The sequence below is a fragment of the Micromonospora sp. IBHARD003 genome (assembly GCF_056106285.1).
The window spans coordinates 4502069-4527225 of sequence record NZ_JBWBBX010000001.1 but is presented as its reverse complement, the minus strand read 5'-3'; the positions used below and the strand labels follow the sequence as shown (position 1 = coordinate 4527225).

25 protein-coding genes and 1 tRNA gene are annotated in these 25157 nt (G+C 69.6%); 12 read left to right on the top strand and 14 right to left on the bottom strand.

From position 1 onward, the window contains the following. Window positions 1-29 precede the first annotated feature (29 nt). On the top strand, window positions 30-2300 hold the full coding sequence (locus ACTWOL_RS20210; protein ID WP_474298162.1) for a heterodisulfide reductase-related iron-sulfur binding cluster: 2271 nt from the start codon (window positions 30-32) through the stop codon (window positions 2298-2300). Window positions 2301-2525: 225 nt separating this feature from the next. On the opposite strand, the gene ACTWOL_RS20205 is transcribed toward ACTWOL_RS20210, so the two are convergent. Beyond that, entirely contained in the window at window positions 2526-3227 is a 702-nt protein-coding gene (locus tag ACTWOL_RS20205) for a hypothetical protein (RefSeq protein WP_474298161.1), read from the bottom strand. A gap of 251 nt (window positions 3228-3478) precedes the next feature. Here ACTWOL_RS20205 and ACTWOL_RS20200 point away from each other — a divergent pair, with 251 nt between their 5' ends. Both ACTWOL_RS20200 and ACTWOL_RS20195 read left to right on the top strand, forming a co-directional pair. Continuing rightward, entirely contained in the window at window positions 3479-4612 is a 1134-nt protein-coding gene (locus tag ACTWOL_RS20200) for an FG-GAP repeat domain-containing protein (RefSeq protein WP_474298160.1), read from the top strand. A gap of 161 nt (window positions 4613-4773) precedes the next feature. Beyond that, window positions 4774-5676, top strand: coding sequence for a Yip1 family protein (locus tag ACTWOL_RS20195; RefSeq protein WP_474298159.1), 903 nt, complete (start codon window positions 4774-4776; stop codon window positions 5674-5676). Window positions 5677-5791: 115 nt separating this feature from the next. Here ACTWOL_RS20195 and ACTWOL_RS20190 read toward each other — a convergent pair whose 3' ends face one another. The 3 genes from ACTWOL_RS20190 to ACTWOL_RS20180 form a co-directional block, all read right to left on the bottom strand. Beyond that, window positions 5792-6289, bottom strand: a complete 498-nt coding sequence (locus ACTWOL_RS20190; protein ID WP_474298158.1) for a phosphoribosyltransferase — start codon at window positions 6287-6289, stop codon at window positions 5792-5794. Window positions 6290-6294: 5 nt separating this feature from the next. Then, window positions 6295-6870 carry a dCTP deaminase gene (gene dcd / locus ACTWOL_RS20185; protein ID WP_474298157.1) on the bottom strand — a complete coding sequence of 192 codons (576 nt, stop codon included), beginning with the start codon at window positions 6868-6870 and terminating at the stop codon, window positions 6295-6297. Between the two features lie 64 nt (window positions 6871-6934). Next, window positions 6935-7135: a hypothetical protein gene (locus tag ACTWOL_RS20180; protein ID WP_474298156.1), complete on the bottom strand. Its 201-nt coding sequence runs from the start codon at window positions 7133-7135 to the stop codon at window positions 6935-6937. Window positions 7136-7518: 383 nt separating this feature from the next. Between ACTWOL_RS20180 and ACTWOL_RS20175 the strand changes: the two genes are divergently transcribed. Next, window positions 7519-7592 (top strand) — tRNA-Gly (locus tag ACTWOL_RS20175). A gap of 339 nt (window positions 7593-7931) precedes the next feature. Beyond that, window positions 7932-8162, top strand: coding sequence for an e9imm peptide (locus tag ACTWOL_RS20170; protein WP_474298155.1), 231 nt, complete (start codon window positions 7932-7934; stop codon window positions 8160-8162). 489 nt (window positions 8163-8651) lie between these two features. On the opposite strand, the gene ACTWOL_RS20165 is transcribed toward ACTWOL_RS20170, so the two are convergent. After that, complete coding sequence (locus tag ACTWOL_RS20165) at window positions 8652-8882, bottom strand: hypothetical protein (RefSeq protein ID WP_474298154.1); 231 nt, start codon at window positions 8880-8882, stop codon at window positions 8652-8654. A 751-nt stretch (window positions 8883-9633) separates the two neighbouring features. Here ACTWOL_RS20165 and ACTWOL_RS20160 point away from each other — a divergent pair. Next, on the top strand, window positions 9634-9843 hold the full coding sequence (locus ACTWOL_RS20160; RefSeq protein WP_474298153.1) for a hypothetical protein: 210 nt from the start codon (window positions 9634-9636) through the stop codon (window positions 9841-9843). Window positions 9844-10086: 243 nt separating this feature from the next. Here ACTWOL_RS20160 and ACTWOL_RS20155 read toward each other — a convergent pair whose 3' ends face one another. The 3 genes from ACTWOL_RS20155 to ACTWOL_RS20145 all read right to left on the bottom strand — a co-directional run bounded on the left by ACTWOL_RS20155 (window position 10087) and on the right by ACTWOL_RS20145 (window position 13193). Further along, window positions 10087-11562, bottom strand: coding sequence for a sialidase family protein (locus ACTWOL_RS20155; RefSeq protein ID WP_474298152.1), 1476 nt, complete (start codon window positions 11560-11562; stop codon window positions 10087-10089). 785 nt (window positions 11563-12347) lie between these two features. Continuing rightward, window positions 12348-12554: a hypothetical protein gene (locus ACTWOL_RS20150; RefSeq protein ID WP_474298151.1), complete on the bottom strand. Its 207-nt coding sequence runs from the start codon at window positions 12552-12554 to the stop codon at window positions 12348-12350. A 363-nt stretch (window positions 12555-12917) separates the two neighbouring features. Further along, window positions 12918-13193, bottom strand: coding sequence for a hypothetical protein (locus ACTWOL_RS20145; protein WP_474298150.1), 276 nt, complete (start codon window positions 13191-13193; stop codon window positions 12918-12920). 509 nt (window positions 13194-13702) lie between these two features. On the opposite strand from ACTWOL_RS20145, the gene ACTWOL_RS20140 reads away from it, so the two are divergent. Then, entirely contained in the window at window positions 13703-14434 is a 732-nt protein-coding gene (locus ACTWOL_RS20140; protein ID WP_474298149.1) for a hypothetical protein, read from the top strand. Between the two features lie 356 nt (window positions 14435-14790). Here the strand turns inward: ACTWOL_RS20140 and ACTWOL_RS20135 are convergent, their stop codons facing one another. Both ACTWOL_RS20135 and ACTWOL_RS20130 read right to left on the bottom strand, forming a co-directional pair. Further along, the gene (locus ACTWOL_RS20135) at window positions 14791-15753 is read right to left on the bottom strand and encodes an RICIN domain-containing protein (protein WP_474298148.1); all 963 of its coding nucleotides are present in this window, start codon (window positions 15751-15753) and stop codon (window positions 14791-14793) included. 457 nt (window positions 15754-16210) lie between these two features. Next, window positions 16211-16432, bottom strand: coding sequence for a hypothetical protein (locus ACTWOL_RS20130; protein ID WP_474298147.1), 222 nt, complete (start codon window positions 16430-16432; stop codon window positions 16211-16213). 427 nt (window positions 16433-16859) lie between these two features. Between ACTWOL_RS20130 and ACTWOL_RS20125 the strand changes: the two genes are divergently transcribed. Both ACTWOL_RS20125 and ACTWOL_RS20120 read left to right on the top strand, forming a co-directional pair. Continuing rightward, window positions 16860-17528 (top strand): DUF5701 family protein, encoded by a 669-nt coding sequence (locus ACTWOL_RS20125; RefSeq protein ID WP_474298146.1) that lies wholly within the window; start codon window positions 16860-16862, stop codon window positions 17526-17528. Between the two features lie 72 nt (window positions 17529-17600). Beyond that, on the top strand, window positions 17601-18092 hold the full coding sequence (locus ACTWOL_RS20120; protein WP_474298145.1) for a thioredoxin domain-containing protein: 492 nt from the start codon (window positions 17601-17603) through the stop codon (window positions 18090-18092). A gap of 116 nt (window positions 18093-18208) precedes the next feature. Here ACTWOL_RS20120 and ACTWOL_RS20115 read toward each other — a convergent pair whose 3' ends face one another. After that, window positions 18209-19285, bottom strand: coding sequence for an NAD(+)/NADH kinase (locus ACTWOL_RS20115; protein WP_474298144.1), 1077 nt, complete (start codon window positions 19283-19285; stop codon window positions 18209-18211). Between the two features lie 334 nt (window positions 19286-19619). Next, complete coding sequence (locus ACTWOL_RS20110) at window positions 19620-19961, bottom strand: SH3 domain-containing protein (protein ID WP_474298143.1); 342 nt, start codon at window positions 19959-19961, stop codon at window positions 19620-19622. A 440-nt stretch (window positions 19962-20401) separates the two neighbouring features. Between ACTWOL_RS20110 and ACTWOL_RS20105 the strand changes: the two genes are divergently transcribed. Further along, window positions 20402-21943, top strand: coding sequence for a DUF1254 domain-containing protein (locus tag ACTWOL_RS20105; RefSeq protein ID WP_474298142.1), 1542 nt, complete (start codon window positions 20402-20404; stop codon window positions 21941-21943). A gap of 80 nt (window positions 21944-22023) precedes the next feature. On the opposite strand, the gene ACTWOL_RS20100 is transcribed toward ACTWOL_RS20105, so the two are convergent. Together ACTWOL_RS20100 and ACTWOL_RS20095 are read right to left on the bottom strand one after the other, a co-directional pair. Continuing rightward, window positions 22024-23187 carry a sensor histidine kinase gene (locus ACTWOL_RS20100; RefSeq protein WP_474298141.1) on the bottom strand — a complete coding sequence of 388 codons (1164 nt, stop codon included), beginning with the start codon at window positions 23185-23187 and terminating at the stop codon, window positions 22024-22026. Continuing rightward, entirely contained in the window at window positions 23184-23852 is a 669-nt protein-coding gene (locus ACTWOL_RS20095) for a response regulator (RefSeq protein WP_474298140.1), read from the bottom strand. The genes ACTWOL_RS20100 and ACTWOL_RS20095 overlap by 4 nt, the downstream gene beginning before the upstream one ends. 172 nt (window positions 23853-24024) lie before the next feature. On the opposite strand from ACTWOL_RS20095, the gene ACTWOL_RS20090 reads away from it, so the two are divergent. Then, window positions 24025-24189, top strand: coding sequence for a hypothetical protein (locus ACTWOL_RS20090; protein WP_474298139.1), 165 nt, complete (start codon window positions 24025-24027; stop codon window positions 24187-24189). Window positions 24190-24218: 29 nt separating this feature from the next. Beyond that, window positions 24219-25076: an alpha/beta fold hydrolase gene (locus tag ACTWOL_RS20085; protein ID WP_474298138.1), complete on the top strand. Its 858-nt coding sequence runs from the start codon at window positions 24219-24221 to the stop codon at window positions 25074-25076. The last annotated feature ends 81 nt before the right edge of the window (window positions 25077-25157 follow it).

Genomic DNA, 25157 nt, shown 5'->3' with positions numbered 1-25157 from the left:
CCACCTCGCAGGCCCGAGGGAGCCCCAACATGCAACTCGCCGCGATCATCGTGTCGCTGGTGCTGACCGTGGTCGGCGTTGCGCTCATCGCCCGAGCCGTCGCGCAGATCTACCGGTTCGTGAGGCTCGGCCAGCCCGTGCCTGCGGGCAGCCGCACCGACGATCCCAAGGCACGCAGCCTGACGCTGGCCAAGGAGTTTCTCGGCCACACCCGGATGAACCGCTGGGGAATCGTGGGCTTCGCCCACTGGTTCGTCGCCGTCGGCTTCCTCACGCTCGGGCTGACGATCATCACCGCGTACGGTCAGCTGTTCAAGGCCGACTGGACCCTGCCGGTGCTCGGCGGCTTCCTGCCGTACGAGGTGTACACCGAGTTCATCGCGCTCGCGACGACCGTCGGCATCCTGGTGCTCATCGGGATCCGGCTGCTGAACCTGCCCTCGCGGGCGGGGCGCAAGTCGCGCTTCGCGGGTTCCAAGATGGGCCAGGCGTACTTCGTCGAGTACGTCATCCTCACCATCGGCCTTGCCATCATGGTGCTGCGTGGCCTCGAAGGCGCACTGCACGGTGTCGACCACTACGAAGCGGCCTACTTCGCGTCGTACCCGCTGGTGCTCGCCTTCAAGGGGCTGAGCATCGGCGCGCTGCAGAACCTGGTCTACCTGGCCGCCATGATCAAGCTCGGCGTGACCATGACCTGGGCGATCACGGTCGGCCTGAACACCAACATGGGTGTGGCCTGGCACCGCTTCCTGGGCTTCCCGAACATCTGGTTCAAGCGCAACGCCACCGGCGAGACCGCGCTCGGCGCGCTCCAGCCGATGACGTCCGGCGGCAAGCCGATCGACTTCGAGGACCCGGGCGAGGACGACGTCTTCGGTGTCAGCCAGGTGGAGCAGTTCTCCTGGAAGGGCATCCTCGACTTCTCCACGTGCACCGAGTGCGGCCGCTGCCAGTCGCAGTGCCCCGCCTGGAACACCGGGAAGCCGCTCTCCCCGAAGCTCCTCATCATGTCGCTGCGCGACCACGCGCACGCCAAGGCGCCCTATCTGCTCGCCGGCGGCGGCAAGAACGCCGAGGGCGAGGAGAAGGCCTCCGCGGAGCAGCTGAAGGACGTCCCCGCCGCCGCTCTCGCCGAGGCCGAGCGCCCGCTGATCGGCACCGCCGAAGAGGGCGGCGTCATCGACCCGGACGTGCTGTGGTCCTGCACCACCTGCGGTGCGTGCGTGGAGCAGTGCCCGGTCGACATCGAGCACATCGACCACATCGTCGACATGCGCCGCTACCAGGTCATGATCGAGAGCGCCTTCCCGTCCGAGGCGGGCACGATGCTCAAGAACCTGGAGAAGAAGGGCAACCCCTGGGGCCTGGCCAAGAAGCAGCGCCTCGAGTGGACCAAGGAGGTCGACTTCGAGGTCCCGGTCGTCGGCAAGGACGTCGAGGACCTCACCGAGGTCGACTACCTGTACTGGGTCGGCTGCGCCGGCGCCCTGGAGGACCGCGCCAAGAAGACCACCAAGGCCTTCGCGGAGCTGCTGCACATCGCGGGCGTCAAGTTCGCGATCATGGGCGGCGAGGAGAAGTGCACCGGTGACTCGCCGCGCCGCCTCGGCAACGAGTTCCTGTTCCAGCAGCTCGGCGCGGAGAACGTCGCCATGCTGAACATGGCGTTCGGCGAGGACGACGAGGACGAGTCGACGAAGAAGCCGAAGTCGGCGAAGAAGATCGTCGCGACCTGCCCGCACTGCTTCAACACCATCGCCAACGAGTACCCGCAGCTCGGCGGCGAGTACGAGGTCATCCACCACACCCAGCTGCTCCAGCACCTCATCGACGAGGGCAAGCTGATCCCGGTGACGCCGGTCGAGGGTCTGATCACCTACCACGACCCCTGCTACCTGGGCCGTCACAACAAGGTCTACACCCCGCCGCGCGAGATCATCGCCAAGGTGCCCGGTCTGCGCAACGAGGAGATGCACCGTCACAAGGAGCGCGGCTTCTGCTGCGGCGCCGGTGGTGCGCGCATGTGGATGGAAGAGCGGATCGGCAAGCGCATCAACACCGAGCGGGTGGACGAGGCGCTGTCGCTGAACCCGGACATCGTGTCCACCGCCTGCCCGTTCTGCCTCGTCATGCTGACCGACTCGGTCAACGGCAAGAAGAACGAGGGCACGGCGAAGGAGAACCTGAAGGTCGTGGACGTGGCTCAGCTGCTCCTCGACTCGGTCAGGACTCCGGTGGACCCGGGTGAGGGCGCGGCGGAGCAGACTGATGCCCCCGAGCCGGAACCGGTGAAGTAGCCACACACGTCGTACGTTCCGTAGCGCACGAGAACGCGGGACGCATGATCACGGGAGGCGCCGTGACCGTGCGGACAGCGGGACCAGGAAGCGGCCGGACCTGCCTCGGGGGCAGGACCGGCCGCTTCTGTGTGTGCGGCTGTCGGATCGGACCGGGGCGTCTGCGCCCGCGGCGCCCGGGCCGGGTGCCGCCTCGGTCCTCAACGGGCCCGGCATGCCTCGCCCTCAGCGGGTCTTGTACGCCTCGACCAGCCTGCCGTTGAAGTCGTAGACCCAGCCGCTGCCGCCGCGCTTGCCGTCCACGACGACGAACACGGGCTGCCTGTGGTCGGAGACGAGCTTGTACGTCCACCCGCCGAAGCGGGCGGTCGGCTTCAGGCCCGTCAGCGTGCCGAGGTGGCGCCCGTGCGACGAGGTGACCTCGACGCGGGACTCACCGGGCCCGCCCTTGACGAGCTTCGCGACGCGCCCGTCCGGCAGCACGACACCCGCGGAGGCGTCGGAACCGGCAGCCGGCTTCTTCGCGGTCTCGATCCACGACACCACATTGCCGTCGGGGAGCAGGATGACCCTCAGGTCGCCGCTGCGGCCGAGCACCGGAGCGCCGGTGCTCTCCAGGGTGTCCAGCCTGGTGCCGCCGGCCAGGACATCTGCCTTGTAGTGGTTCGGGCCGAGCTTGTAGATGCGGGCGACCGACCCGTCGGCGAGCCTCGCCGCCCTGCCCTCTCCGGTCGTGCCCGCACCACCGGAGCCCGAGCGCTGGCCGGGGCTCATGCCATGGCCCGTGCCCGCCTCGGCGGATGCTCCGGCGGATCCTGCCGCGCTGCCCGGGCCGGCGGCCAGGGCCGCCCCGGCCGGGAGGACCAGGGCCGCGGCGACGGCGGTGGCGGTGACGGTCGTGCGGAGGGAACGTCGGGTGACGCGCATGGGTGAACTCCTGCGTGGGGGTTGGAGCTGACTACGCCGAAGCTACGAGCCCCATATATGGGCCAGCCATCGAATACGTAACAAGAACCCGGCATTCACCAACACATCCAAGTAAACAAGCCCGAAATCCCTTATAAAGGCACATGCAGTGCGTGAGGCATCACCCACCGCTCCCCCATTGGCCGATGCGCCCGGCACGAGCATGATGAGGCGGCTGGTTACACGGGGGCGGAGGGGAAGGCAGAGCTGACGTGCGTCGCAAACGCAACACCGCTGTGGTCGGTGCGGGTGTGCTCACGGGCGCCCTGCTGCTGGTGGGCTGCGGGCTGATCCCCGACCCCACCGCGTCACCGTCGGCCGGCACCACCGCTCCCGCCACCCGCAGCTCCGTCCTCGCGGGCAAGGCGGGCACGCCCGCGATCCCCGTGCCGCACGGCGACGGAAGCCGCGTCCCGGAGGACTTCAACGGGGACGGCCACCGCGATCTCGTCCTCAACGACCTGGTCAAGGCCGCGGGCAACAGCCATGACGACGACGCCGGCATCGGGGTCGTCTACGGCACCCCGACGGGTGCGCCGGGCCCCGCCCTGCGCCAGCTCCTCACACCCCGCGCGAACGGTGCCAAGGTCGCGGGCGTCCTGCCCTCCGCCTTCGACGCCACCGCCGCCTGCGACCTCGACAAGGACGGCTTCAGCGACCTGATCGTGGCGACGGACCCGCCGTACAACGGCATCGGACGCCCGCCCGTCCCCCTCCAGCTGCTCTTCGGCACCCCCGCGGGCCTCACGGGCAGGGCGGTCGTCCTCACCATCCCCGGGCAGGCGCGGTACGGGAACGAGTGGCCCGACCACCCCGTCTGCGGCGACTTCGACGGCGACGGCGCCCAGGACCTCGCCGTCACGGCCAGCGGCGGCCAGGTCAGCTTCCTGCGCGGGCCCTTCACCCGTACGGGCGTACCGCGCGCCGCGACCGCCCCCGTGCCGGGCGCGGGTCCCGTACTCGCCGCGCCCTCGCCGAGGACCGACACCAACCGCGACGGCTACGACGACCTCGTCTACTCCACCCGCCCCCTGGCGGCGGGCACGGGCACCGAGGGCCGGCTGCTCCTGGGCGGCCCGAAGGGCCCCGGCACTCCGGGCGGCCCGTACACCTTCAAGGCCGTACGCATCCCGCCGGCGCCCCCGCTCCCGGCCGGCGAGACCTCCCCGGTCACGGACCTGCTGAGCTACGCGGACTTCGACGGCGACAGAAAGCCGGACGTCGTGACCCGCACACACCGGGGCGAGCGGGCCGACGTGATCGCGTTCTACCCGGCGTCCGGAGACGGCTCCCGGGCCGTGACCACCTTCAGCACGGCGGTCTTCCTCGCACCGGAAGGCACCTGACGGCCTGCCGGACCCCCGGGACGCCACCGGAGGCAAGCCCCCGTTTCCCCTCCGGCGCACCCCTCAGGGCTCCCTTAGGGGATGTCACAGGTCCGATGCAAAGGGCCACTTGTTCCCGCCCGGGGACACCGCGCCCAGCGGGAACAGGTACGTTCGAATACGTGGCTGGATTCAGGATCGGACGCGGCCGGGGCAACAACCGCCCTCCGCAACAGCAACCGCAGCAGGCGCCCCCGCCGCCGTACGGGCCTTCGCAGGGCCAGTACGGGGGAGGCCAGGCGGCGCCCTCGTACCCCCCGCAGCAGCAGTGGCCGCCCAACGGCGGCGGGCACCCGCAGCATGCCCCGCACGGGGAGCCGGAGTACTTCGGCGAACCGCCCCACCAGCGGCAGCAGGGGCCGGGCGGATACGGCGCGAGTGACCCGTACGCCGACAACCCCGGCCACACCCGCGCCTTCAGCGTCGGCGAAGACCCCTACGGCGGCGGCTCCACCTACCGCGCCGGCGCCGCCGCCCCCGCGGGGCCGCGCCTGCACTGGAAAGAGCTGCTGAGCGGCATCGTGCTGCGCCCGGGGTCGACGTTCCTGCAGATGCGGGACTACGCGGTGTGGGGTCCGGCGCTCGTCGTCACCTTCCTCTACGGCCTGCTCGCGATCTTCGGCTTCGACAAGACGCGCACGGAGGCGATCAAGGCACCGTTCGCCTCCGCGCTCGGCTCGGCGCTCATCACGGGCGTGGCCTTCGTCATCGGCAGTCTGATCCTGGGCGCCGTCACCCACACCCTGGCCCGCCAGCTCGGCGGCGACGGCTCATGGCAGCCGACCGTCGGCCTCTCCATGCTGATCATGTCCCTCACGGACGCCCCACGGCTCGTCATCGCCATGTTCCTGGGGGGCGACAACTCGCTGGTGCAGGTGGTGGGCTGGGCGACCTGGCTCGCGGCGGGCGCGCTCTTCACGTCCATGGTGAGCAAGTCGCACGACCTGCCGTGGCCGAAGGCCCTCGGGGCCTCGGCGATCCAGCTGATCGCCCTGCTGTCGATCATCAAGCTGGGCACGATCTGACGCCGGGCACGACGCCCGCCGCCCGTACTGCGAAAGGCCCCCGCCTCATGGCGGGGGCCTTTCGCATGACGCCGGGCGGGCCGGGGTCCGGGGTCTCCCGGGTGCTCAGGACCTCTCAGGCGTCCAGGACCTGACCCTCGCGCTTCACCACGGGCGGTTCGACACTCCAGGGGAAGTTGATCCAGTCGTCGGTGCGCTTCCAGACGTACTCGCACTTCACCAGCGAATGCGACTTCTCGTAGATCACGGCGCTGCGGACCTCGGCGACGTGGTCGACACAGAAGTCGTGGACGAGCTTCAGCGTCTTCCCGGTGTCGGCTACGTCGTCGGCGATGAGGACCTTCTTGTCGGAGAAGTCGATCGCGTTCGGCATCGGCGCGAGCATCACGGGCATCTCGAGCGTCGTGCCCACACCCGTGTAGAACTCGACGTTCACCAGGTGGATGTTCTTGCAGTCCAGGGCGTACGCGAGGCCGCCCGCGACGAACACCCCGCCGCGCGCGATGGACAGCACGATGTCGGGCTCGTACCCGTCGTCGGCGATGGTCTGCGCGAGCTCCCGGATCGCGCCGCCGAACTTCTCGTACGTCAGGTTCTCCCGTGCCTCCGTCATACCCGTCACACCTGCGTCCGATGGAAGTTCATGAACGACCTCGAGGCCGTGGGTCCCCGCTGGCCCTGATAGCGGGACCCGTACTTGTCGGATCCGTAGGGGTGCTCCGCCGGCGAGCTGAGCCGGAACATGCACAGCTGCCCGATCTTCATGCCCGGCCAGAGCTTGATCGGCAGCGTGGCCAGATTCGACAGCTCCAGCGTGACGTGCCCGGAGAAGCCCGGGTCGATGAAGCCGGCGGTCGAGTGCGTGACCAGTCCGAGCCGTCCGAGGGAGCTCTTGCCCTCCAGCCGGGACGCCAGGTCGTCGGGAAGCGTGATGACCTCGTAGGTCGACGCCAGCACGAACTCACCGGGGTGGAGGATGAACGCCTCCTCGCCCTCGGGTTCGACCAGCCGCGTCAGGTCCGCCTGCTCGACCGCGGGGTCGATGTGCGGATACCGGTGGTTCTCGAACACCCGGAAATAGCGGTCGAGCCGCACGTCGATGCTCGAGGGCTGCACCATCGCATCGTCGTACGGGTCGATGCGCACCCGCCCGGCGTGGATCTCGTCCCGGATGTCTTTGTCTGAGAGAAGCACGCCCCGAGGATACGCAGAGCGCGCGAGCCCGCCCCAATCGGCCCGGACCCGCGCGCTCGCCCCGCTACCGCCTCACCGGCTCCACGGCCCCCACGGGCACCGCGTGACGCAACCGGGCACACCGGGGACAGCGGATGAGCCGCCCGGGCCCGATGCGCTCGGCACCGAGCTGCTGCATCGGGAACGACGAGGTGGCGAAGACATGCCCTTCGGCACAGCGGACGACGGTGCGCTCCATCGAGCCCGTCGAGTCAATCGGGTCCATCAAGTCCCTTCCACAATCCCCAACACGCGGACGAGACAGCCACATTAGGGGATCAACAGGACACCACTCCACGCGGCACTCCGCCCCTCAACGGTACGCCCGAGTCCTCCACTCCGCCGCCACACCGCACCCCCGGCGGGCGCCCCTGGACACCCCGGGCACGGCGTCGGGTGTACGGCGGTACGAGGCACGTGGCGACGGATCCACGACGAAGGAAGCCGGTCCCGAACAGGCCGACTCCACGCTCGGAATGCGCCACATACGCCGGGGACAGATACGGCACACTGCCGCGTGACGGGATGAAAGCCCCACCGCTCGATACACCGGGGGCTTCGATGGGGTACAGTGTGCGACGATGCGATGCCGATCAGTCGGCGCGCTACGCGGGTGTAGTTTAATGGTAGAACATGAGCTTCCCAAGCTCAGAGCGCGAGTTCGATTCTCGTCACCCGCTCCATGAAAGAGCCCCAGGCCAGCGGCCCGGGGCTTCTTTGTTGTCTAGACCGGATCAAGCGTCCCGTGCCACATCCGTGCCAGATGCTGGGGAATCCGCTGCATCACGGCGCTGCCGGACGAGCCTGTCGAGACCGGCCGCGACCTCGCGCTTCCGGTGCAAGCCCTCCGGGGGCACCGAGCGCACCTCCGACGAGTCCACGGCAGTCGCCTGGCTCACGCCGGAAGAAGTCGCCGAGCGGATGTCCGAGGTCTACGCGGTGCGCCTGCTCGATGCCCTGGACGACGAGGGCAGCCCCCATGTCCGCAGCCACGACGGGCGCCAGCTGCTCACGGCGCAGTGATGACCGAGCCCCAGCACAGGATGAGCCGCGACGAAGCGATCCCGCTCGTGCAGCGTCTTCTGGACGCCGGCACAGCCGACGAGGCTGAACACTCCGAGACCCTGAACGCCCTGAGGCGTGGACTGGTGTGCCCTCACATCAGCGACTACATCTACTGGGACACCGACCCGGAGCCGAACGCGGCGACCATCGTCGACCGGGCCTTCACATACAAGCCGATCGCCCTCTGAGCCGCAGCGCGGTAAGAGCTTCTCTACTCGATCAAGGCGGCTCGCTCCGCTCGCCGCGCGCGGCCCCGGCTCGCCGCCGGGCCCGACGCTCTTGTCTCCGCCCCGCTCCGGGCCCGGCTACGCCGGCCGCGCGGCTGTAGCGAGCACACCCGAGCGGTGGACGGTAGCCCGCGGTGGCTGGGCCCGGTCGGCTCCACGGTTTTAGGCAGCCACCATGGGGCGAGCCTCGAAGATCGGGGCCCACATCGGGCTATTGCGGGCGGGTCCAGAGACTGCCCGATTCACGACCAGCGTACGGGCCCCGATCTCTCGCCCCATGGCAGCTCCAGCCCAAAGCCGCTCCCGCCGACCTCATCGGGCCCGTGTGCGATCGTCACGCCTCCCAGGTACGTTGAGCCGTCAGCCGAGGGGGGAACGCTCGCGAGGGAGCGCCCCGCAACGCGTGGCTGCGGGGCGCCGATCCACTTTCACAACGGGCTCTAGTGGGGTTTAGTCGACCGTCTGCCCGTCGTACATACCGCCTCTGCAGGTCGGGAGCACGGGCGTCGACCGATCGATCGTTCCGCCGCCGTCCGTGCACTCACCCGGGGTGACGCTGGCCGGGGTGACGCTGGCCGGGGTGACGCTGCCGGCGGCGGCGGCGGTGGCGGCGCCTGTGAGGCCGAGTCCGGCGAGGGCTGCCGTGGCGAAGACTGCGGCGAGGATTCGTCGAATGCGCATTTGGTTCGCCTTTCACAGATTGCCTCGGTTGGGGCACTAGCCAGCTTGATCTTCACCCATATGGGTGGCACGTCATGTTGGGCCATTCGGGTGACAGTGTTGTCGGGTGCGGCGTCGGTGACGCGACCCGTCAGAGCGGATGGAAGCCCGTGCCACATCCGTGCCAGAAAGAGCGGATCCCAGCGGTCAAGAGCAGTCAAGCGCGACGCCTCGCGATTAATCACCAGAGGCCGTTTGCGCTGGTCAGCGTCAACCCTCTCCGTGACGGCCCGGTGATTCCCAAGCTCAGAGCGCGAGTTCGATTCTCGTCACCCGCTCACTTGCGGGTGACGAGTGTGCGCGGGAACGCCTGCGTGGCGCCGAGGGTGGTCAGCTCGCCATCCTCACCAAGCAGTGCCCCGCCGGAGGATCCGCCCCGCAGGCGGGGTGCGAGGTGGACTCAGATGCGCGGTTGATCAAGGTTGGGCGACGGCGGACGGGTCGGCCGGGCTGCGGGGCTCTGCAGACCGCCGACCACAGGAAGCCCCACTCGGCCGTTCCCCTTCACACGCGCAATCCACGCACCTGTGCAACACCGCCCGCCCCCTGCGGCGCGGGGCGTCCAGGGCCTGTCCGACGGGTCGCGTCATCGACCCCGCACCCGTCAGCACTTTCACCCGAATGGCGGATCATGACGTGCCAGTGCCACCCATATGGGTGAAGATCAAGCTGACTAGTGCCCCACCGAGGCAATCCGTGAAAGGGGAACCAAATGCGCATTCGACGAATCCTCGCCGCCGTCATAGCCACGGCAGCCCTCACCGGACTCGGCCTCACAGGCGCAGCCACCGCCACCGCCGCCACCGCACAAGGTGCCCCGTCCTACGTCACCCCTTCTGAGTGCAAGCAGGGCGGCGGAACGCCCGATCTGACGGACAACCTCTGCAAGGGCGGTACGTACGACGGGGAGAAGATCGACTAAACCCCACAAGGCGCCCCGCAGCCACGCACCGCGGGGCGCTCCCGCGCGAGCGCAGCGAGCTGCCGAGGTTTGCGCCGCCGTAGGCGGCACCTTCTCCGGCGGAGATCGCGGCGCGGCTCGGAATCGCCGAGGGCGCTGTGTGTCCGGACGACGTACGAGTTCCTGGCGGACGGCAGGCCAGAGTGCAGCTGTCGACGAGTGGGAGCCGTACGACCTCAGGCCGGCCGACGGCGTCCGCGTCGGTCAGCGGGTGCGGAACCTGCTCGTGTACACGTCCGTACGGTTCTGTGGTGCGCCGGAGTGGGTCTTGGTGAGCACCGCCCGTACTCCCTTGCCGTCTGCCACCAGGCCTTGGTAGTCGCCGAGAAAGTAGCCCCCGGAGAACGGCGCCTGCAGCCAGTCGAAGACCCGCGAGATCCGTCGTTCGGTCCGGAGCTTCGGGTTTCCGTGCTGCAGCGTGGCCAGTTGGTAGGCGGTGGGCAGAGTGGTGGTGTTGCCGGGCTTGAGGAAGCGCAGGTCGTAGTAAGTGAGCGCGACCGTGCCCCACTCGGCGACCGCGATCGACGGTGAGAAGGCCGGAACGCCCTCGGGGCTGATCAGCTCCGGGGCCCCCCAGGTGCGTCCGCCGTCGGTGGACCGCACAAGCTGGACGGAGTCGAACTTTCCACCGGAGAAGTCCGAGCCCTCGTAGGCCATGTACAGCGTGCCTGACTTGGGGTCAACGGCCGGGCTCGGCAGGGTGGCCGCGGCGCGCAGCAGTTTGGTGGGGTCGTTCGGGTCGACCTCCGGTACGGAGGTGTCCCGGGCCACGGTGACCGGGGCGCTCCAGGTCTCTCCGGCGTCGGTGGAGGTGACCACCTGGTAGTGGGCTTCGACGACGGTGCTCAGGTCGTCGGAGTAGGTGATCCGGTCGAAGAAGTCGTACAGGGTGCCGGTGCGCCCGTCGACGACGATCAGATGGCCGATGGTCTGGGTGTTGGGGACGGTGCTGGTGTCGACGAACGGCCGGGCCTCGCTCCAGGTGCGACCGCCGTCGCGGGTGAGGGAGATGTAGCCGGGACCGTCGAGGGAGCTGGGGCCGGGTGGGTCGTTGTCGAGGCGGTTCCAGACCTGGTAGGCGGTGCCCTTGCGGACCGGGTCGGCGGTGAGTGAGGGCTTGTCGTTGAAAAACGGCTGCTCGTCGACATGCGTGGTGGTGAGGTTCTGCCAAGTGCGGCCGCCGTCGCGGGACGTGACTGCCAGGAGGGCGGTGCGCGTGCTCTTCGTGAAGTCGACGCCCTCCCCGCTCGCGTAGACCGTGCCGTCCGGACCGGTGCTCACCCAGGGGTCGGAGGCCCGTTCGTAGTCCGCGCCGCCGGGGGCGCACAGGCTGAACGGCAGCGTGCTCCGGTGGAAGGTGTGGCCGTCCGTGGTCCAGCCGGCCGCCAGGCCTCGGGCGCCGCCGTCGTTCCAGCGACCCTGCTGGAACACGGTGACCACGCGCTTGGGGTCGCGCGGATCGACGGACAGGTACGGCTCGACCTCGGTGGCCGGGTAGACGATGCTGTCGGGGGACCTCGCTCCGATGGTGCAATTCGCGTACGCGTCGCCGTGGGACACCTTGACCAGTGGTGTGCCGTCGGGGTGGTGCCGGTCTGCTGCGGCGGGAGTCGCGCCGGTGACCGTGACGAGGAGGAGCGCGGCGGTGGTGACGGCGGTCAGGGGCAGGCAGACGCGCATGCGGGACCTCCTCCGGGCCTGTCGGCCGGGGTATGGGACCGCCGTCATCGGGGCGGCCTGGGGCGCGGAGGCGTACCGGAACGCGTGGGTGGGGCGACTCCTGCTTGGTCCTTTTCGGCGTTGCAGCCGGTGCCCTTGATGGGCCGAACGACGGAGTCATCCCCGGGGTCGTCGAGGAGCACGACTGAGCCGACCGGCGGGTGCATGTGCCGGTCGGCTCCTTGGTCGTGCTGTTACGGCGCCGTCTCGTAGCTCCCCGGAGAGGGTCGTGGGCCGCGTGCCGGTTGGCGATGCCGGCGGGGTCGGCCTTGGCTCAGACGGGTTGGAGCGGGATGACCTGCTGGACCTCTTCCACGGTGGGGATGAGTCAGGGCACCGGCAAAGGACCACCTCAATGCCGACAGCGGCGCGATCATCGCCCGCGCCAGAAGAAAGACTCCATCACTGTCGGCACATCCAGGCTCGAAGTCCGGCGGGACTGCTCGTTCTTCTGCGCCCGTTCAAGACCTGCCGAGTGTCAACGACGCTGGTGATCAATACAGCTGGGAAATCCGAATCAGTACAGCTGAGGGCTGTCCCGTGGGACCCAGTGGATCAGCGCGCGGCGTCATGCTTGGGACCTCCCCCGGCCCTCCGGGGCCGAGGGGAAGCATCTCAAGGCAGTGGGGGTACCCCCGGCCGGAGGTTGGGGGAGGTACCGCCCAGCGGTAGCTGGGGGAGTGGCATAGCTGTCGTCGCGCGGCTGGCGGGTATTGCGGGACGGCCCTTAGCCGTGCGCCGACCGGTCAAGTGATCGACGACGTGGTCCCGTCGGGCAGCACGCAGGCGTAGCCGGCGTAGGGGCGTGACACGATCTGTCCGCCGGCGGCCGTGCATTCGTCTCTGGAGATGTTCGGAGACGAGGCGGCCCCGGCGCTGACAGCGCCGACGGCGCTCACGCCGGCGAAGGTTGCCGCGGCCAGGGCGAGGCCCAGGATTCTGCGTATGCGCATGACTTCCTCCTCCTCTCAGGCGCCTTCGTTCGGCCTTCGGGAAGGACAAGTCTCAAGACGACGGCGCCCTCTTACTCAGCATGGGCGCTCCGCATGAGGCCCGCGAGGCGAGGCTGGGTGCCGCGCCCGGGCGGTGACTGCCCGGCCCCGGAGAGGCATGACGTCACCGACCTCGACCGGCCGCATCGGTACGCCACGTGCGCGTCGGTAGGAGTGGGTCGGTAGGAGCGGGCGACGTCGATGTCCTTGGCGTCGAGACTGGTCACCGGGCCGCGTTGTGTCCGGGCAGGCCGGAGGTTGAGGAGGAGACGGGCCGTACCTGCCTCCGACCGGTGCCGGCGGGCGGCTGCCCCGCGCGGTCCTCTAACGCGGTTCGTGGGCCGCCGCCCGGCAGGCACCGGTCGCGGCGCCACCCGCCACTCCGGCCCCGGTCAGCCCGGTCACACAACTCTGCAGGTCTCCGACCACGCCACGGCTGCACGCCGCTGTGACGGAGTCGGAAGCGGTGGCACCGGCGAGTTCGGCCATCCGTACGCAGGCGGGGATGTCCGCCCGGGCCGCGGGAGCGGCGAGGACCGCACCACCGAGGGTGAGGGTCAGGCCGGTGAGGGCACCGGCGATACGGGTCGACGTGCGCATGGGACGCACCTGCCTTCCGGGGTGGTCGCGCGGTCCTGGTCCCGGCGGGCCGGATCCACGCGGTAAGACCGCCTGGCGACGCTCGGTGAGTGGTGCCCCGGCCGGCGGGCTCACAGACTGACCGCACGATTCCGCGTCGTATTCATTGAGCCGCACCGGGACATGGTCGCCAGGCCGAAGGAGAGGGCCCCGGACCGGATGAGACGCACTCGGACCTCCACTCGCGGGCCCCTCACTCCAGCGTCGCATCCTCTCCCCCGCCCGTCCTGGGCATCCGGGGGCAGCGAACGCCCACGCACCATCGCAGCAGCTCGAAGCGGCACCCACCCACGGCTGAGCCCACACCCAAGTCGCTTCACGGCAAGGACGCGTCTTCGATCCGCAAGGGGCAGGCAGTCGCCCCGAGCTCACCGGGCCGGATCTTCTCACTCAAGGAATTCCCTCGCCATGGATGATCCAGCACGGCTACCGTCGGCGTCCTCATCCGCAGAGTCCTTGGGGGGACATCCATGCACATCCGCGCGCTGCGGCCTACGCCGGCGCTCGTCACTGTGATTGCCGGTGTGCTGATGACCTCCGGGTGTTCCGCACAACCAGATGCGCGACCAGCCTCGGTGGTACCGCGGGCGACCGCGACGGACAAGGCCGCCGTAGCACCTCTGACGAGGGAGCAGCTGCGGGCGGTCACTTTCAAAGACGGTGAGGTTGCAGGGGCACATGAGGCTGGGAATCCGGTGCAGGACCCCCTACCGAAGAACAAAATGCCCTCCTTCCCGCCGGTGTCCGACCCCGCTTGCCAGACCATGATCGACATCCTTAGCGGGGAGCGCGCATCCACCGTCGTCTTGCAGGTCCTCAACTGGAAGGGCGACATCTGGGGAGGCGGCACGACGCTTGCCGCCTACGAGGACGGGAAGGCCCAGCAGGTCTTCGCCCAGCTCAAGCAGGCACTTGGCTCCTGCCGCTCGTATGAGGGCACAGACTGGGTAGGGAAGTTCAAGGCCACGGTGACGATGGAACTGGCCCCGGGAGCCGGGGATGAAGCCGTGCGATTCCGGGAGGCCAGCCCCGGGATCCCTGAGTACCCCAAGGACCGCTATGAGCAGTTCACCGTCGTGCGGGCCGGGAACGCCATCGTGACGTTCCGTAAGCTGAACGTCGGCGGCAATGCGTCCTTCCCTGCCGATCTGATCAACCGGCAGGTCGAGCGGCTACAGAAGGCACAACGCCCCCGAAGCTGAGGTTGAAAGGGTGTGGTGACAGCGTTACGGGGGCTCCAGCCCCGGTTCGGTCTCGGCGATGAATCCGTCGAGTACTTCGGGTCGGCCTTGGCTCACCAATTGACACGGCGACGTAGCGAATCCGCGCGGAAGTCCGGCATCCCCAGCGCTGTCGGAGGCGGCTGGTAGCGTCCCGACGATTCACAGACTGGGAAGGTGGAGACGAGCCGTGCCCGAACGCACAGTCCGGCGGAGGGACCGGAACGGCTCGCCGGCAGCCGGCGAGCCGTCACGAGTCGGTGCAGAGGAGCCCGAGGGCAGTGACCACGTGGGGAAATGACCTCGATCACGGCCCGGGAGTCCATGGAACGCCGTGCTCAGGAGAACACCAAGCGGACGATCATCGGCAACACGGTGTCGAGGATCGCGGACAGATTGTCGGTCGCGATGCGGGCAGGGTTGACGCCGTCACAACTGGTCTGCCCGTCCTTCCTCTGGGAAGACGCCTGGTTGCTGCTGCCCGGATCAACGTATGAATCCGAGAAGCACGTCGTTCCCGTCAAGTTGTACGACGCGTCAATGTGATCGCCTCCGAAGGTCCAGTTCGCCGTCAGTTGGTCGTTCGAACTACCGGCGTAGGAACCCTGGTCACCGTCCCAAAACGCGTACTGGCCCATGTACCAATTGGTGAACCTGCGCAGTTCGACGTTTCCGTAGATCTTTCCTGCCGGCAACGTCTCGGTCCGGCACTGCCCGGCGGGAAACGATTCGATGACTCTGCGACCGGTGGTCTCGTCCGCGCTGTGGGGATCTGTCTGGACGCGATACTCGATCACCGCTCTGGCCACGAAACCTCCTTGGTTGCAGATGGAGATCTTGTTCTCGCCCAGATCGATCGCAGCCTGCCGGCTCAGCCTCAGCTGTGGTGGCACATCGTCGTGTATGGAGAAGGCATCTGCCGAGTCGCTGTCGCAGTCGGTGACGGCGAGTCCGTTCACGGTCGTACACTTGTTGTCACCGACGTGGCGGATCAGATACTTGTCACCGTCCTTGTTGGGCTGGAGATTCCATCGGGTTCCGGTGTCACAGGACGAGTCGGCGGTGGTGTATCCGCTGGAGTCCACGTCGAGGCACTGCCCCTCCTTTTCCAAACGGAAGGTTCCGCCACCGGCGTCGGGGACCATGGCGTAGCTGCCCCGCCAAAGGCCGACGGTCAGGTTGTCCTCGGCATGGGCTGCGGTTGCGGGCGAACCCACGGCGAGCACGAACGCCCCTAGGGAAGCAAGCAGACTGGTACTCACGCGGGGCCTCGCGCCGCCCCGCAGTGGATGAATGGTCACGCTCCCTGCTCCTCGTTCTGGCAGCGCCGCGTGTGTCCAGTGGTGTCGTCGCCGCACTGTTTCGGGCGGCGTTGCGTCGTGAGATCGTCTCCGGTAACTGGTGGGTCGATGCGGTTGACGACGCGGCCCATTCTTAGCCCGCCCAGCTCTCACCCGAAACCGTGGAACCACGCATCCGGGTACCCGTCATGGGCGGACGGGAGGCCAAAAGCGGCTGCGCGACGGGTAGTTCGCAAGGCGTGTAACGGTAGCGATGCGCGCATGGGCCCAGCTTTCGCCCAAATCCGCGACGCGTCACCATCGTTGCGGTGGCCGGGACACGCTTACCCCTGACCGGTTTGTCTGGTCAGGGGTCGCATCGCGCCACGATGGCAAGCGCCTATACGTCTACCCCCGGCAGCGCCATCGCCGCGGCACTGGTGATCTGGCTCCGCTCGTGAGGGCCGGGATCAGACCTTCATTCGTCTTCCGGCAGGTGGAAGTAGACGGTCCCCGACCGCCAGGGGCCATGCTCGGTCGTCTCTGACTCGATCACCACGTCCTGGATCTCAACAGGGCCCAACGCCTCAATGGAATCGGCCAACCGTCGCAAGAGAGCCGGAACGCTGTCGCAGCCAGGGCCAACGGGGTTGGCCAGCGAGAAATGACGCACGGTCCAATGCTCCGGAGTATCAGTCACGGGCTGATCGTAAGACCCTGCCGTGGTCAGCGGTTCGATCGCGGGGGGCCGGGCGACCTACATCCCGCCCCTGCGAGCCAGCCGCCATGCCAGGGTCTCCGGCCTCTTCACTGCGGGCCGGCAGGGCTGCGGGCGAGGCGGTTCCGTAGTTTGGCTAAAAAATCTTACACTCGTAGCATTTTTATGTTGACACCCTTGAGTGGGCTGGGCTAAATTTATGTCCGTCATAAGTTTCTGCATGGGAGGAGAACCGTACCCATGCCCGAGCCTCGCTTCGCCTCCCTCCGCCCCCAACCCCCGACATCGACCCAACCCCGGGCGATCTCGGCAGCCGCACCACCGCGCCACCCCGTGGCGAGCGGCGCCCGCCGCTCGCGCAACGCCCTGCCGGCCGGAACCGGAACCGCACACGACGAACGGAGATCCCTTGCCCCGTACGGCCTTCGACGCTGGAGCCGAATTCGACCGCCAGGTCCGCGAACTGGCCGACCTCGGCTACCCCGCGATGTCCGGCCTCGCCCCGGAGCGGTTCGACGCCCTGCTCGCCCCGCTGCGCGACCGCGCCGTAGCAGCCGACGCCGCCGGGGACAGTCGGGCCGCAGCCGAGTCCGGACGCGTGCCGTTCCTGCTGGTCGTCACCCGGAACATGGTCCCGATCGAGGAGATGATGGCGCACACCACCCTGCACGGCGGGAGCCTGCCCGGTTTCGTCGACCGTTCCTTCGAGCCCGGCGCCCTCGAACGCTTCGTCGCCACCAAGGGGACCGAACTCCCCACCCAGGACGTCTATCTGCTGTTCGACGTCGAACGCGGGGAGGAGTTCTGTGGCGCCGTGCCCAACGACGCCATGAACACCCTCGCCGGCAGAGGCCGCACCCTGCTCACCATCGAGGAAGGGATCGCCCTCATCACCCACTTCCCGCAGGTCCTGGTCAAGAACAAGTGCTTCTCCCTGGGCGGTTCGCGGAGCGGCGACCGCCGGGTCCCGGCCCTCTGGATCAGCCGGAAGGCACCGAAACTCGGCTGGTGCTGGGAGGGCAACCCGCACACCTGGCTCGGCATGGCCTCGGCGGGCACCCGCCGCTCGACCGCGTAGGGGGCAACGGGAGCCTTCTTCGGCTGAACCGGCCATCTGGACCGTCTGTTATGACGTCCGTACGCTGCGTGCATGGAGTGGGGGACTCTTGCGGTCGCGGCTGTCGGAGCCGTCTTCGGGGTGGGGGCGACGCTGCTCGCCGACGTCTTACGTGCTCGCCGAGAGCGGGACCAGCGGTGGGCAGACGCCAAGCGGGTCGTCTATACGCGGTTCTTGAGCTCACTGGCGCAGGCACACAGCCGGATGACCGTCGTGGCCTTCCGCGAGGAAGCGGGGCCGGTCCGTGAACGGGCAGTGCATCATGCGTTCCTCGCGGACCCGCTCAACTCCGATGCCAAATCGGTGCTGCGTGAGCTGGCCATCGCCGCACCCGACCACATCTACCAGGCCGCTGTGCCGGTGTACGACCAGCTGCGTGCCGCGCGGGACGTCCTGGCAGACCATCCGGACGGCATAGGGTCGCCCCAATACCGGGAGATCATCGACCCGTTCTTCAGGGCCTTGGAGCAACTTCAAGAGCTGATGCGGGACGACCTCCAGCCATCGGCGTCCCGTCGTCGCTGAGTTGGCGACACCCGGTACCGCGCCGACGGCGTTCGATCCGCCCTCCCGGGAGTCTCCCGGGAGTACCGACCGGCCACGGCGCGGCCCGCATTCAGCGGAACTCGTGGACCAACGCGTCAGCGCAGCGGATACGCGTCCGTCTGTACCGGCGGCAGGCTCAGATGCGCCAGGTCGGGCGGTGCCGGGCTGGTCAGCGGCCACAGCGGGGCGGTCTCGCCGTCGGCGGTCGCGGCCGGGGCGTCGGTCAGCCGCATACGCTCGCGCAGGCGCCCGTAGAAGTCGGTGGGGCCGAGCCGTACGGCCCTGAGAGGGCGCGGTGCCGCATAGACACCGATCCACTCACCGGGGCGGAGGACGCCGCTGACCTGGCCGTCGATGCTGACCACCGCGAGACCCGAGCGTTCGAGGAGGCGCAGTGCGATGGGTTCGTCCGGTGCGGCGACAACGGAGCGGTTGAATGTCATATGGGGAGCGACCGGAGTGAAGACCAGCGCTTCGGCGCGTGGCGAGATGACCGGTCCCCCGGCGGCGAAGCTGTACGCCGTCGAGCCGGTGGGGGTGGCGACCATGAGCGCGTCGGCGGAGTACGAGGCCAGCAGCCTCCCGGCGACATAGACGCCCACCGACACCTGGTGGTCCCGTGCCAGCTTCTCCAGGACGACGTCGTTGAGGGCCGTCGCCTCCAGGGCGACGCCCCAGCCGCCGCCCACCGCGCACTCCGGGCGGGCACAGGGCGGGGGCGGGAGCGGGCCGCGGCCGTAGCGCAGCAGGCTCCCCATGTCCTCGGGCAGTTCCAGGGGGCACGAGGCACGCATCGCGAGCAGCATCCTGCATTCCGCGGTGACGCGTCCCTCGTGGACGGCGTCCAGCGCCAGGCAGACGTCTCCGGCGGGTACCTCGGTCAGGAAGCCCACGCGTCCGAGGTCGACGCCGAGTACGAGCGCGTCGTTCTCCGCGGCCAGCCGGGCGCCGCGCAGGAAGGTGCCGTCCCCGCCCAGGGTGACGATGAGGTCGGGGTCTCCGGCCGCGTCGAGTTCCTCCCGGGGCCGGTGGCGTGGTTCGCCGTCGTGCCACACGTCGATGTCCGTGCAGCGGACGCCGCGGCCCTCGCACCAGTCGCGGACCACCCGGGCCGCGGCGACGGCCTGGGGACGGCCCTCGTGCACGACGAGTCCGACTCGTGCCACTGCCATGTCTGCCTCCTCCTGCCCCCAGGCTCACCCCGGAGCACCCCTGATCGCCACTCCCGTCGCCGGTCGCGCCGGCGCTTCGTCGTGTCCGCCGGTGGGAGCGCGCGCAGGGCGGGAGGAAGGCGGGAAGAGGCAGGCCCGCAACGGGGCGCGTGCGCCGGGGCGTTCGGGGACGACTGCGACCCAGGCCGTTCGCCTGGGCCGCAGATCGCGGGCAGTCGCGGTCAGTCGCCGGCAGTTGCGCGGCGCGGCGCGGCGCCGGCACGAGCCCGTCGAGGGCGCGATCAGACGCCCGGGCCGCGGGCCGGTCCGCCGGACCGGCCGGCCCTCACACCCGTCAGCAGTTCGGGTCCTCCGGGATGCAGGTGTGGATGTCCTCTTCCGCGGTGTGGACGAGGTCGTCGCGGATCCAGCCGACCTTGCCCGTCTTCTTCATCTTCACCTTCACCCAGTAGTACTTGCCCTTGGGGAAGGCGTAGTCCAGCTCGGTGCAGGTCTGGCCCTTGTACGCGACGCCCACGGCCGTGGACGAGGCGGACGCCTTGGAGCGGATGTTGGCCGACTTGGCGGTGATGTAGCAGCCCGAGGCGGCCTGGGCCGGTCCTGCGAGGGCGATCACGCCGGATCCGGCCACGGCGACTGACAGAGCCAGAGCGGTTATTGCCTTGCGTGCGAACACGAAGTCTCCCCGTTCGATCTTCAAAATGACGGTGCACATTCAAGGCTTGGCACGCACGGCAGCGCAACTTCACTCTGTGAGCCCGAGATTGAACGGTCGGTAAGCGGCACGGTCGCTGCCCCCCCCCCCCCCCCCCCCCCCCGTCACGGCGACCGTCATCACCTGGGCGGTCGCCGTGGGGGCAGCGGAGGGCGGTTGCTGCCGTCTGCCTCCGGTGCTGTACTCGAAAGGAGGCTGTGCTTCCCGGATGCCGAGGACGACAGGGCCCGAGGCCGACGTCCGGGGCCGCGTGCCGAAGCCCGGCCGCGAGCTCACGGTACCGGGGAGCACCCGCAGGCAAGCCCGACGATTCGCGGCCGGTGACATCCGGTGCGGCGAGGTCCGCCCATCCGGTGCGCGCAACGCCGTGCGTGCCCGTGAGTGGGAGAGGACGTGCCGCCATGACATCCGTCACCCCGCGCATCGCTGCGTTGCAGCGTTTCCGCGACGAGCTCGCGGACGTGGCATCGGCCATGGGCCACGCGGCCGGAGCCACCGGCAGAGCCGCGGCTCAGGCCGTACGCCATCCGGGAGCCGCCGTCGACCGCGCACGCATGATGCCCCGGACCGTGCCGCTGCTCTGGGAGGCGGTGAAGCCCGTCCTGACGGGGCGGGTCGGCGACTGGCGCCGCGAGTACGCCTACACGCTCGGCGAACAGGCCTTCGTCTACGGCTTCCCGTACATCTACAACGCCCGGCTCCGCCATGAGTGGGTGACCCGGGAACGCGACGCCTCGACGGTGCCGTACGCCGCCGTGAACGAGTTCTGGCACGCGCAGCGGCTGATGGACGCCCGGTACCGGGACGGAGGCTGCCCCAACAACGACACCCTGTACTCGACAGCGTGGGTCGACCTGCGCGACGGGCCGGTCGTCCTGTCGCACCCCGACATGGGTGAGCGCTACTTCACCTTCGAGCTCATCGGGATCACGTCCGACAACTTCGACTACGTGGGGCAGCGCACCACCGGGTCGACCGCGGGCCGGTTCGCGATCGTGGGTCCCGACTGGAAGGGGAAGCTGCCGCGCGGCATGCGCCGTACCGCCACCGCCCCGAGCCCGTGGATCCTGATCCTCGGCCGGACCCTCGTCGACGGCCCCGACGACGTGGCGAACGTCCGCGCACTGCAGCAGCAGTACCGGCTGACCCCGCTCGCCCGGCTCTCCGCCACACCCGGAGCCGAGACGGGGCCGGCGCGGCGTGACGTCCTCGAACCGATCTCCCAGGAGGGCGATCCGCTCGGCCCCTGGAAGACGCTGAACGCCATGCTCGCCGAGAACCCGCCACCGCGGCACCACGGCGTCCTGCTCAAGCAGTTCGCCGGGATCGGCATCGGCCCCGGCCTCGATGTCGAGGCCCAGCCCGAGACGGTCAGGCAGAGCCTGATCCGGGCCGCAGCGACCGGGGTTCCGCTGCTGCGGCAGCAGATGCTCAGCGGCGAGTGGGCCCGCCATGTGAACGGCTGGCGCTACCCGCCGGCTGACATGGGGCGTTTCGGCGACGACTTCATCAAACGTGCGGCCGACCAGTCGCTGGCCGGAATCGCGGCCAACGACCCTGCCGAGGCCGTCTACTTGATGAACTACGACGACGCGAACGGGGATCCGCTCTCCACCGGCCGCTACGAGCTGCGCTTCGCACCGGACAATCTGCCGCCGGTGGACGCGTTCTGGTCGCTGACCGCCTACGGCGAGGACATGAACCTGATCGCCAACGACGCGGGCCGCTATTCGCTCGGCGACCGCACCGCCGGACTGGTCCGGGATCCCGACGGGGGTCTGACACTCCACCTCCAGTCCCTTTCGCCGGGGCGTGACCGGGTGGCCAACTGGCTGCCGACCCCGGAGCAGGGCAACTGGTTCGTGATCCTGCGTCTGTACCGGCCGCGTGCCGAGGTCGTCGACGCGACCTGGGAGTGCCCGCCGATCCACCGTCTCGGCTGAGGCTGAGGTCCGCCGGAGGTCCGGGGGCCCGGAGGTCTGGGGGCCCGGAGGTCCGGAGGTCCGGACGAGCCCGCCGACGGTCAGGCGACGCTCTCGGCGGGAAGCTCCAGACGCAGCTCGTAACCCCCGTCCGCCGTCGGTCCCGAGCTGACCGTGCCGCCCAGCAGGGCCGCCCGCTGCCGCAGACCGACCAGGCCGTAGTGCGCACTGGGCAGCGGCAGGGCCGGCCGGGTCGGGGCGGTGTTGGTGACGGTGACCCGTACGGCTCCGTCCTCGTGGCGGATGTCCACCGCCGCGGTCGCACCGGGAGCGTGCTTGCGCACATTGGTCAGCGCCTCCTGGACGGTGCGGTAGATGGCGCGCTGGACGGTCGGGGGCAGACCGTCGGGCAGTCGGGCGTTCAGTTCCACCTCGATGCCGCTGCCGTCGACCAGCCGCCGGAGGTCGGCCACGGACGGTTGCGGGGTGAGCTCGGTGGGACGGCCACCGGAAGCGCGCAGCACGCCGACCATGTGCCGCAGCTCGTCCAGCGTCTGCACACTCAGCCGCCTGATGGTGGCCGCGGCCTCCTTGGCCTCGGCGTCCCGAGTGCCGACCTGGAGCGCTCCGGCCCGCACCGCGATCAGGCTCACCTGGTGGGCGACCACGTCGTGCATCTCCCGCGCGAGCTGTGCGCGTTCCTTCGACAGCATGCTCTGGGCGGTCAGCAGCCGCTCGTGGTCGCGCGCCTCGGAGATCTCCGCGAGCCGCAGCGACAGGTCCCGCCGGGTATGCACGAGCTGGCCGAGGAAGACGGGGGCGGCGGCGGTCGCGGCCGTGTAGCCGAGGGTCACGAACGTGGCGGTGTCCGTCAGGTCGATCTCGGCCGAGGGCCACCGCATCATGTCGCAGACCGTGAACACCAGCGCGCACCCGATCAGCAGACCGCGGCGGCGGGTGAGCGTGGCGAGCGTGTACAGCGCGACGAGTCCCGCGAAGATCGCGTCGGAGACCAGCACGGCGGGCAGCGTGATCACGAACGTGAGCAGCGGCAGCCGGTGGCGCAGCAGCAGCGCGACGGCCGCGACCAGGGCGAAGGACAGCAGCAGCGGATCACCGGTGCCGACCTGGATCCAGGCGTCGAACAGGGAGAACGCGACGAGGGCGGCGTCGATCAGCGGGACCGGCACACGGCGGGGCAGCTTTCCGTGCTCGGCGACCGCTCGGTCGATCACCCCGCCCATCATCATTCCGCGGGGGATCATGGCTCCTCCTCCGTCCGCGGCGGCGGTCTGAGCAGGCCCGCCCGCTCGGCGAGCAGGGCGGCCTGGACGCGGCTGCCCACCTCCAGTTTGGTGAGGATCGCGCTCACATGGTCCTTGACCGTGCCGGTGCTCAGATGCATGCGGGCGGCGATGTCGCCGTTGGACAGTCCTTCGGCGACGAGGACGAGCACGGCGCGTTCCCGCTCCGTCAGCCGGCCGAGGCTGCGAGCGGCGTCCTCCTGGGAGCCCGCCTCGAGGTAGCCGTCCACGACCGTCCGGGTGACCTTGGAGGACAGCACGATGCCGCCGTCGGCCAGGGTGCGCACCAGGTACGGCAGTGCCTCGGGGTCGGTGTCCTTGAGCAGGAAGCCGGCGGCGCCCGAGCGCAGCGCCGTGGCCACGTACTCGTCCATGTCGAATGTCGTGAGCATGGCCACCACCGGTGGCTCCGGCAGTTCCCGCAGCGCGGCCAGCACGGTGAGGCCGTCCACGTCCGGCATCCGGATGTCGAGCAGGACGACGTCGGGACGCGTCTCCCGGGCGGTACGGAGCGCATCGCCGCCGGCCACCGCCGCGACGACCTCGATGTCGTCCGCCGCGTCGAGGATGTGCTGGAAGCCCGTACGGATCAGGGCTTCGTCGTCGACCACCAGTACCCGGATCACGCGTGCTCCACTCGCCGTCGGACCACTGTCCGATTCGTACCACGCCGGTGCGGACCACGCCGGTTCGTACCCGGACCGGCCGGGCGGCGGGACCGCTCCGGCCGGTCGGCGGGGACGGTTCCGGACACCTGCCGGATGGTTGCAGCAGGAAGCTTCCTCGACTCTTGAGCATATGACGCAGGACGCGTGGGGGACCGTGCTGTCCGGGGCGAGTCCCTTCGGCGGACCGGCGGCACCTCGCCGCAGGGACGCCGGCACGCACAACGCCACACTGCACATCGCCACGCTGCGCACCGCCATCCTGCGTACCGCCTCAACGGCCCGTCCGACCGCCTGACGGCAGGACGCGGGACTGGAGGACAGGACATGGACACGTTCAGCTACCACGGCGGCGACGGTTGCACCCTGTATGCCGCGCGGCTCGGGACGGGACCGGCCGTGATCCTCCTGCACGGCGGCGGGCCGGACCACCACAGTCTGATCCCGCTGGCCCGCCGACTTGCCGACAGCTACACCGTCGTCCTGCCGGACATCCGCGGCTACGGACGCTCGGTGTGCGCGGACCCCGCCCGGCACACCTGGGCGCAGTACGCCGACGACGTCGCCTCACTCGTCGGCCACCTCGGGCTGCGGAGAGTGGCCCTGGGCGGCACGGGCATGGGTGCCACCATCACGTTGCGTACGGCGGCGGAGCACCCGGAACGGATCGGGGCGTCGGTCGTCATCAGCGCGGAGGACATCGAGGACCACGCCGCCAAGGAGGCGGAGACGGCCATGATGGAGAGCTTCGCCGCCCGGGTCCTCGACGAGGGGATCGACTCCGCGTGGAAGCCGATCCTGCCCGACCTCGCACCGGTGGTCAGGAGTCTGGTCCGTGACGCGATCCCCCGTTCGGACCCGGCCAGCATCGCCGCTGCTTGTGCGATCGGCCGCGACCGGGCCTTCGACAGCGTCGCGGACCTCGCCGCCATCTCGGTGCCGACCCTGGTCATTCCCGGGAACGACCGGCGCCGTCAGCACCCGGCGCTGGCCGAGGAGCTGGCACGGGCTCTCCCCCACGGGCATCTCGCCAACGTCAGCCTGTCCGCGGACGTGAGCACGGCCGAGGACCTGGCTCAGCGGATGGCACCGGCGATGTGGGCCTTCCTCACCACGCATCTCACCACACGCATCACCCCCCTTCGAACGGCCCGGGAACGACTCCCGGTCCACTGCGGTGTCTGATCGAGGCGGTCCGATGCGGTGAGCGGCCGGAACACAGCGAAGGACCCCGCCGGGCGCGCCCCCGGCGGGGTCCTTCGCTGT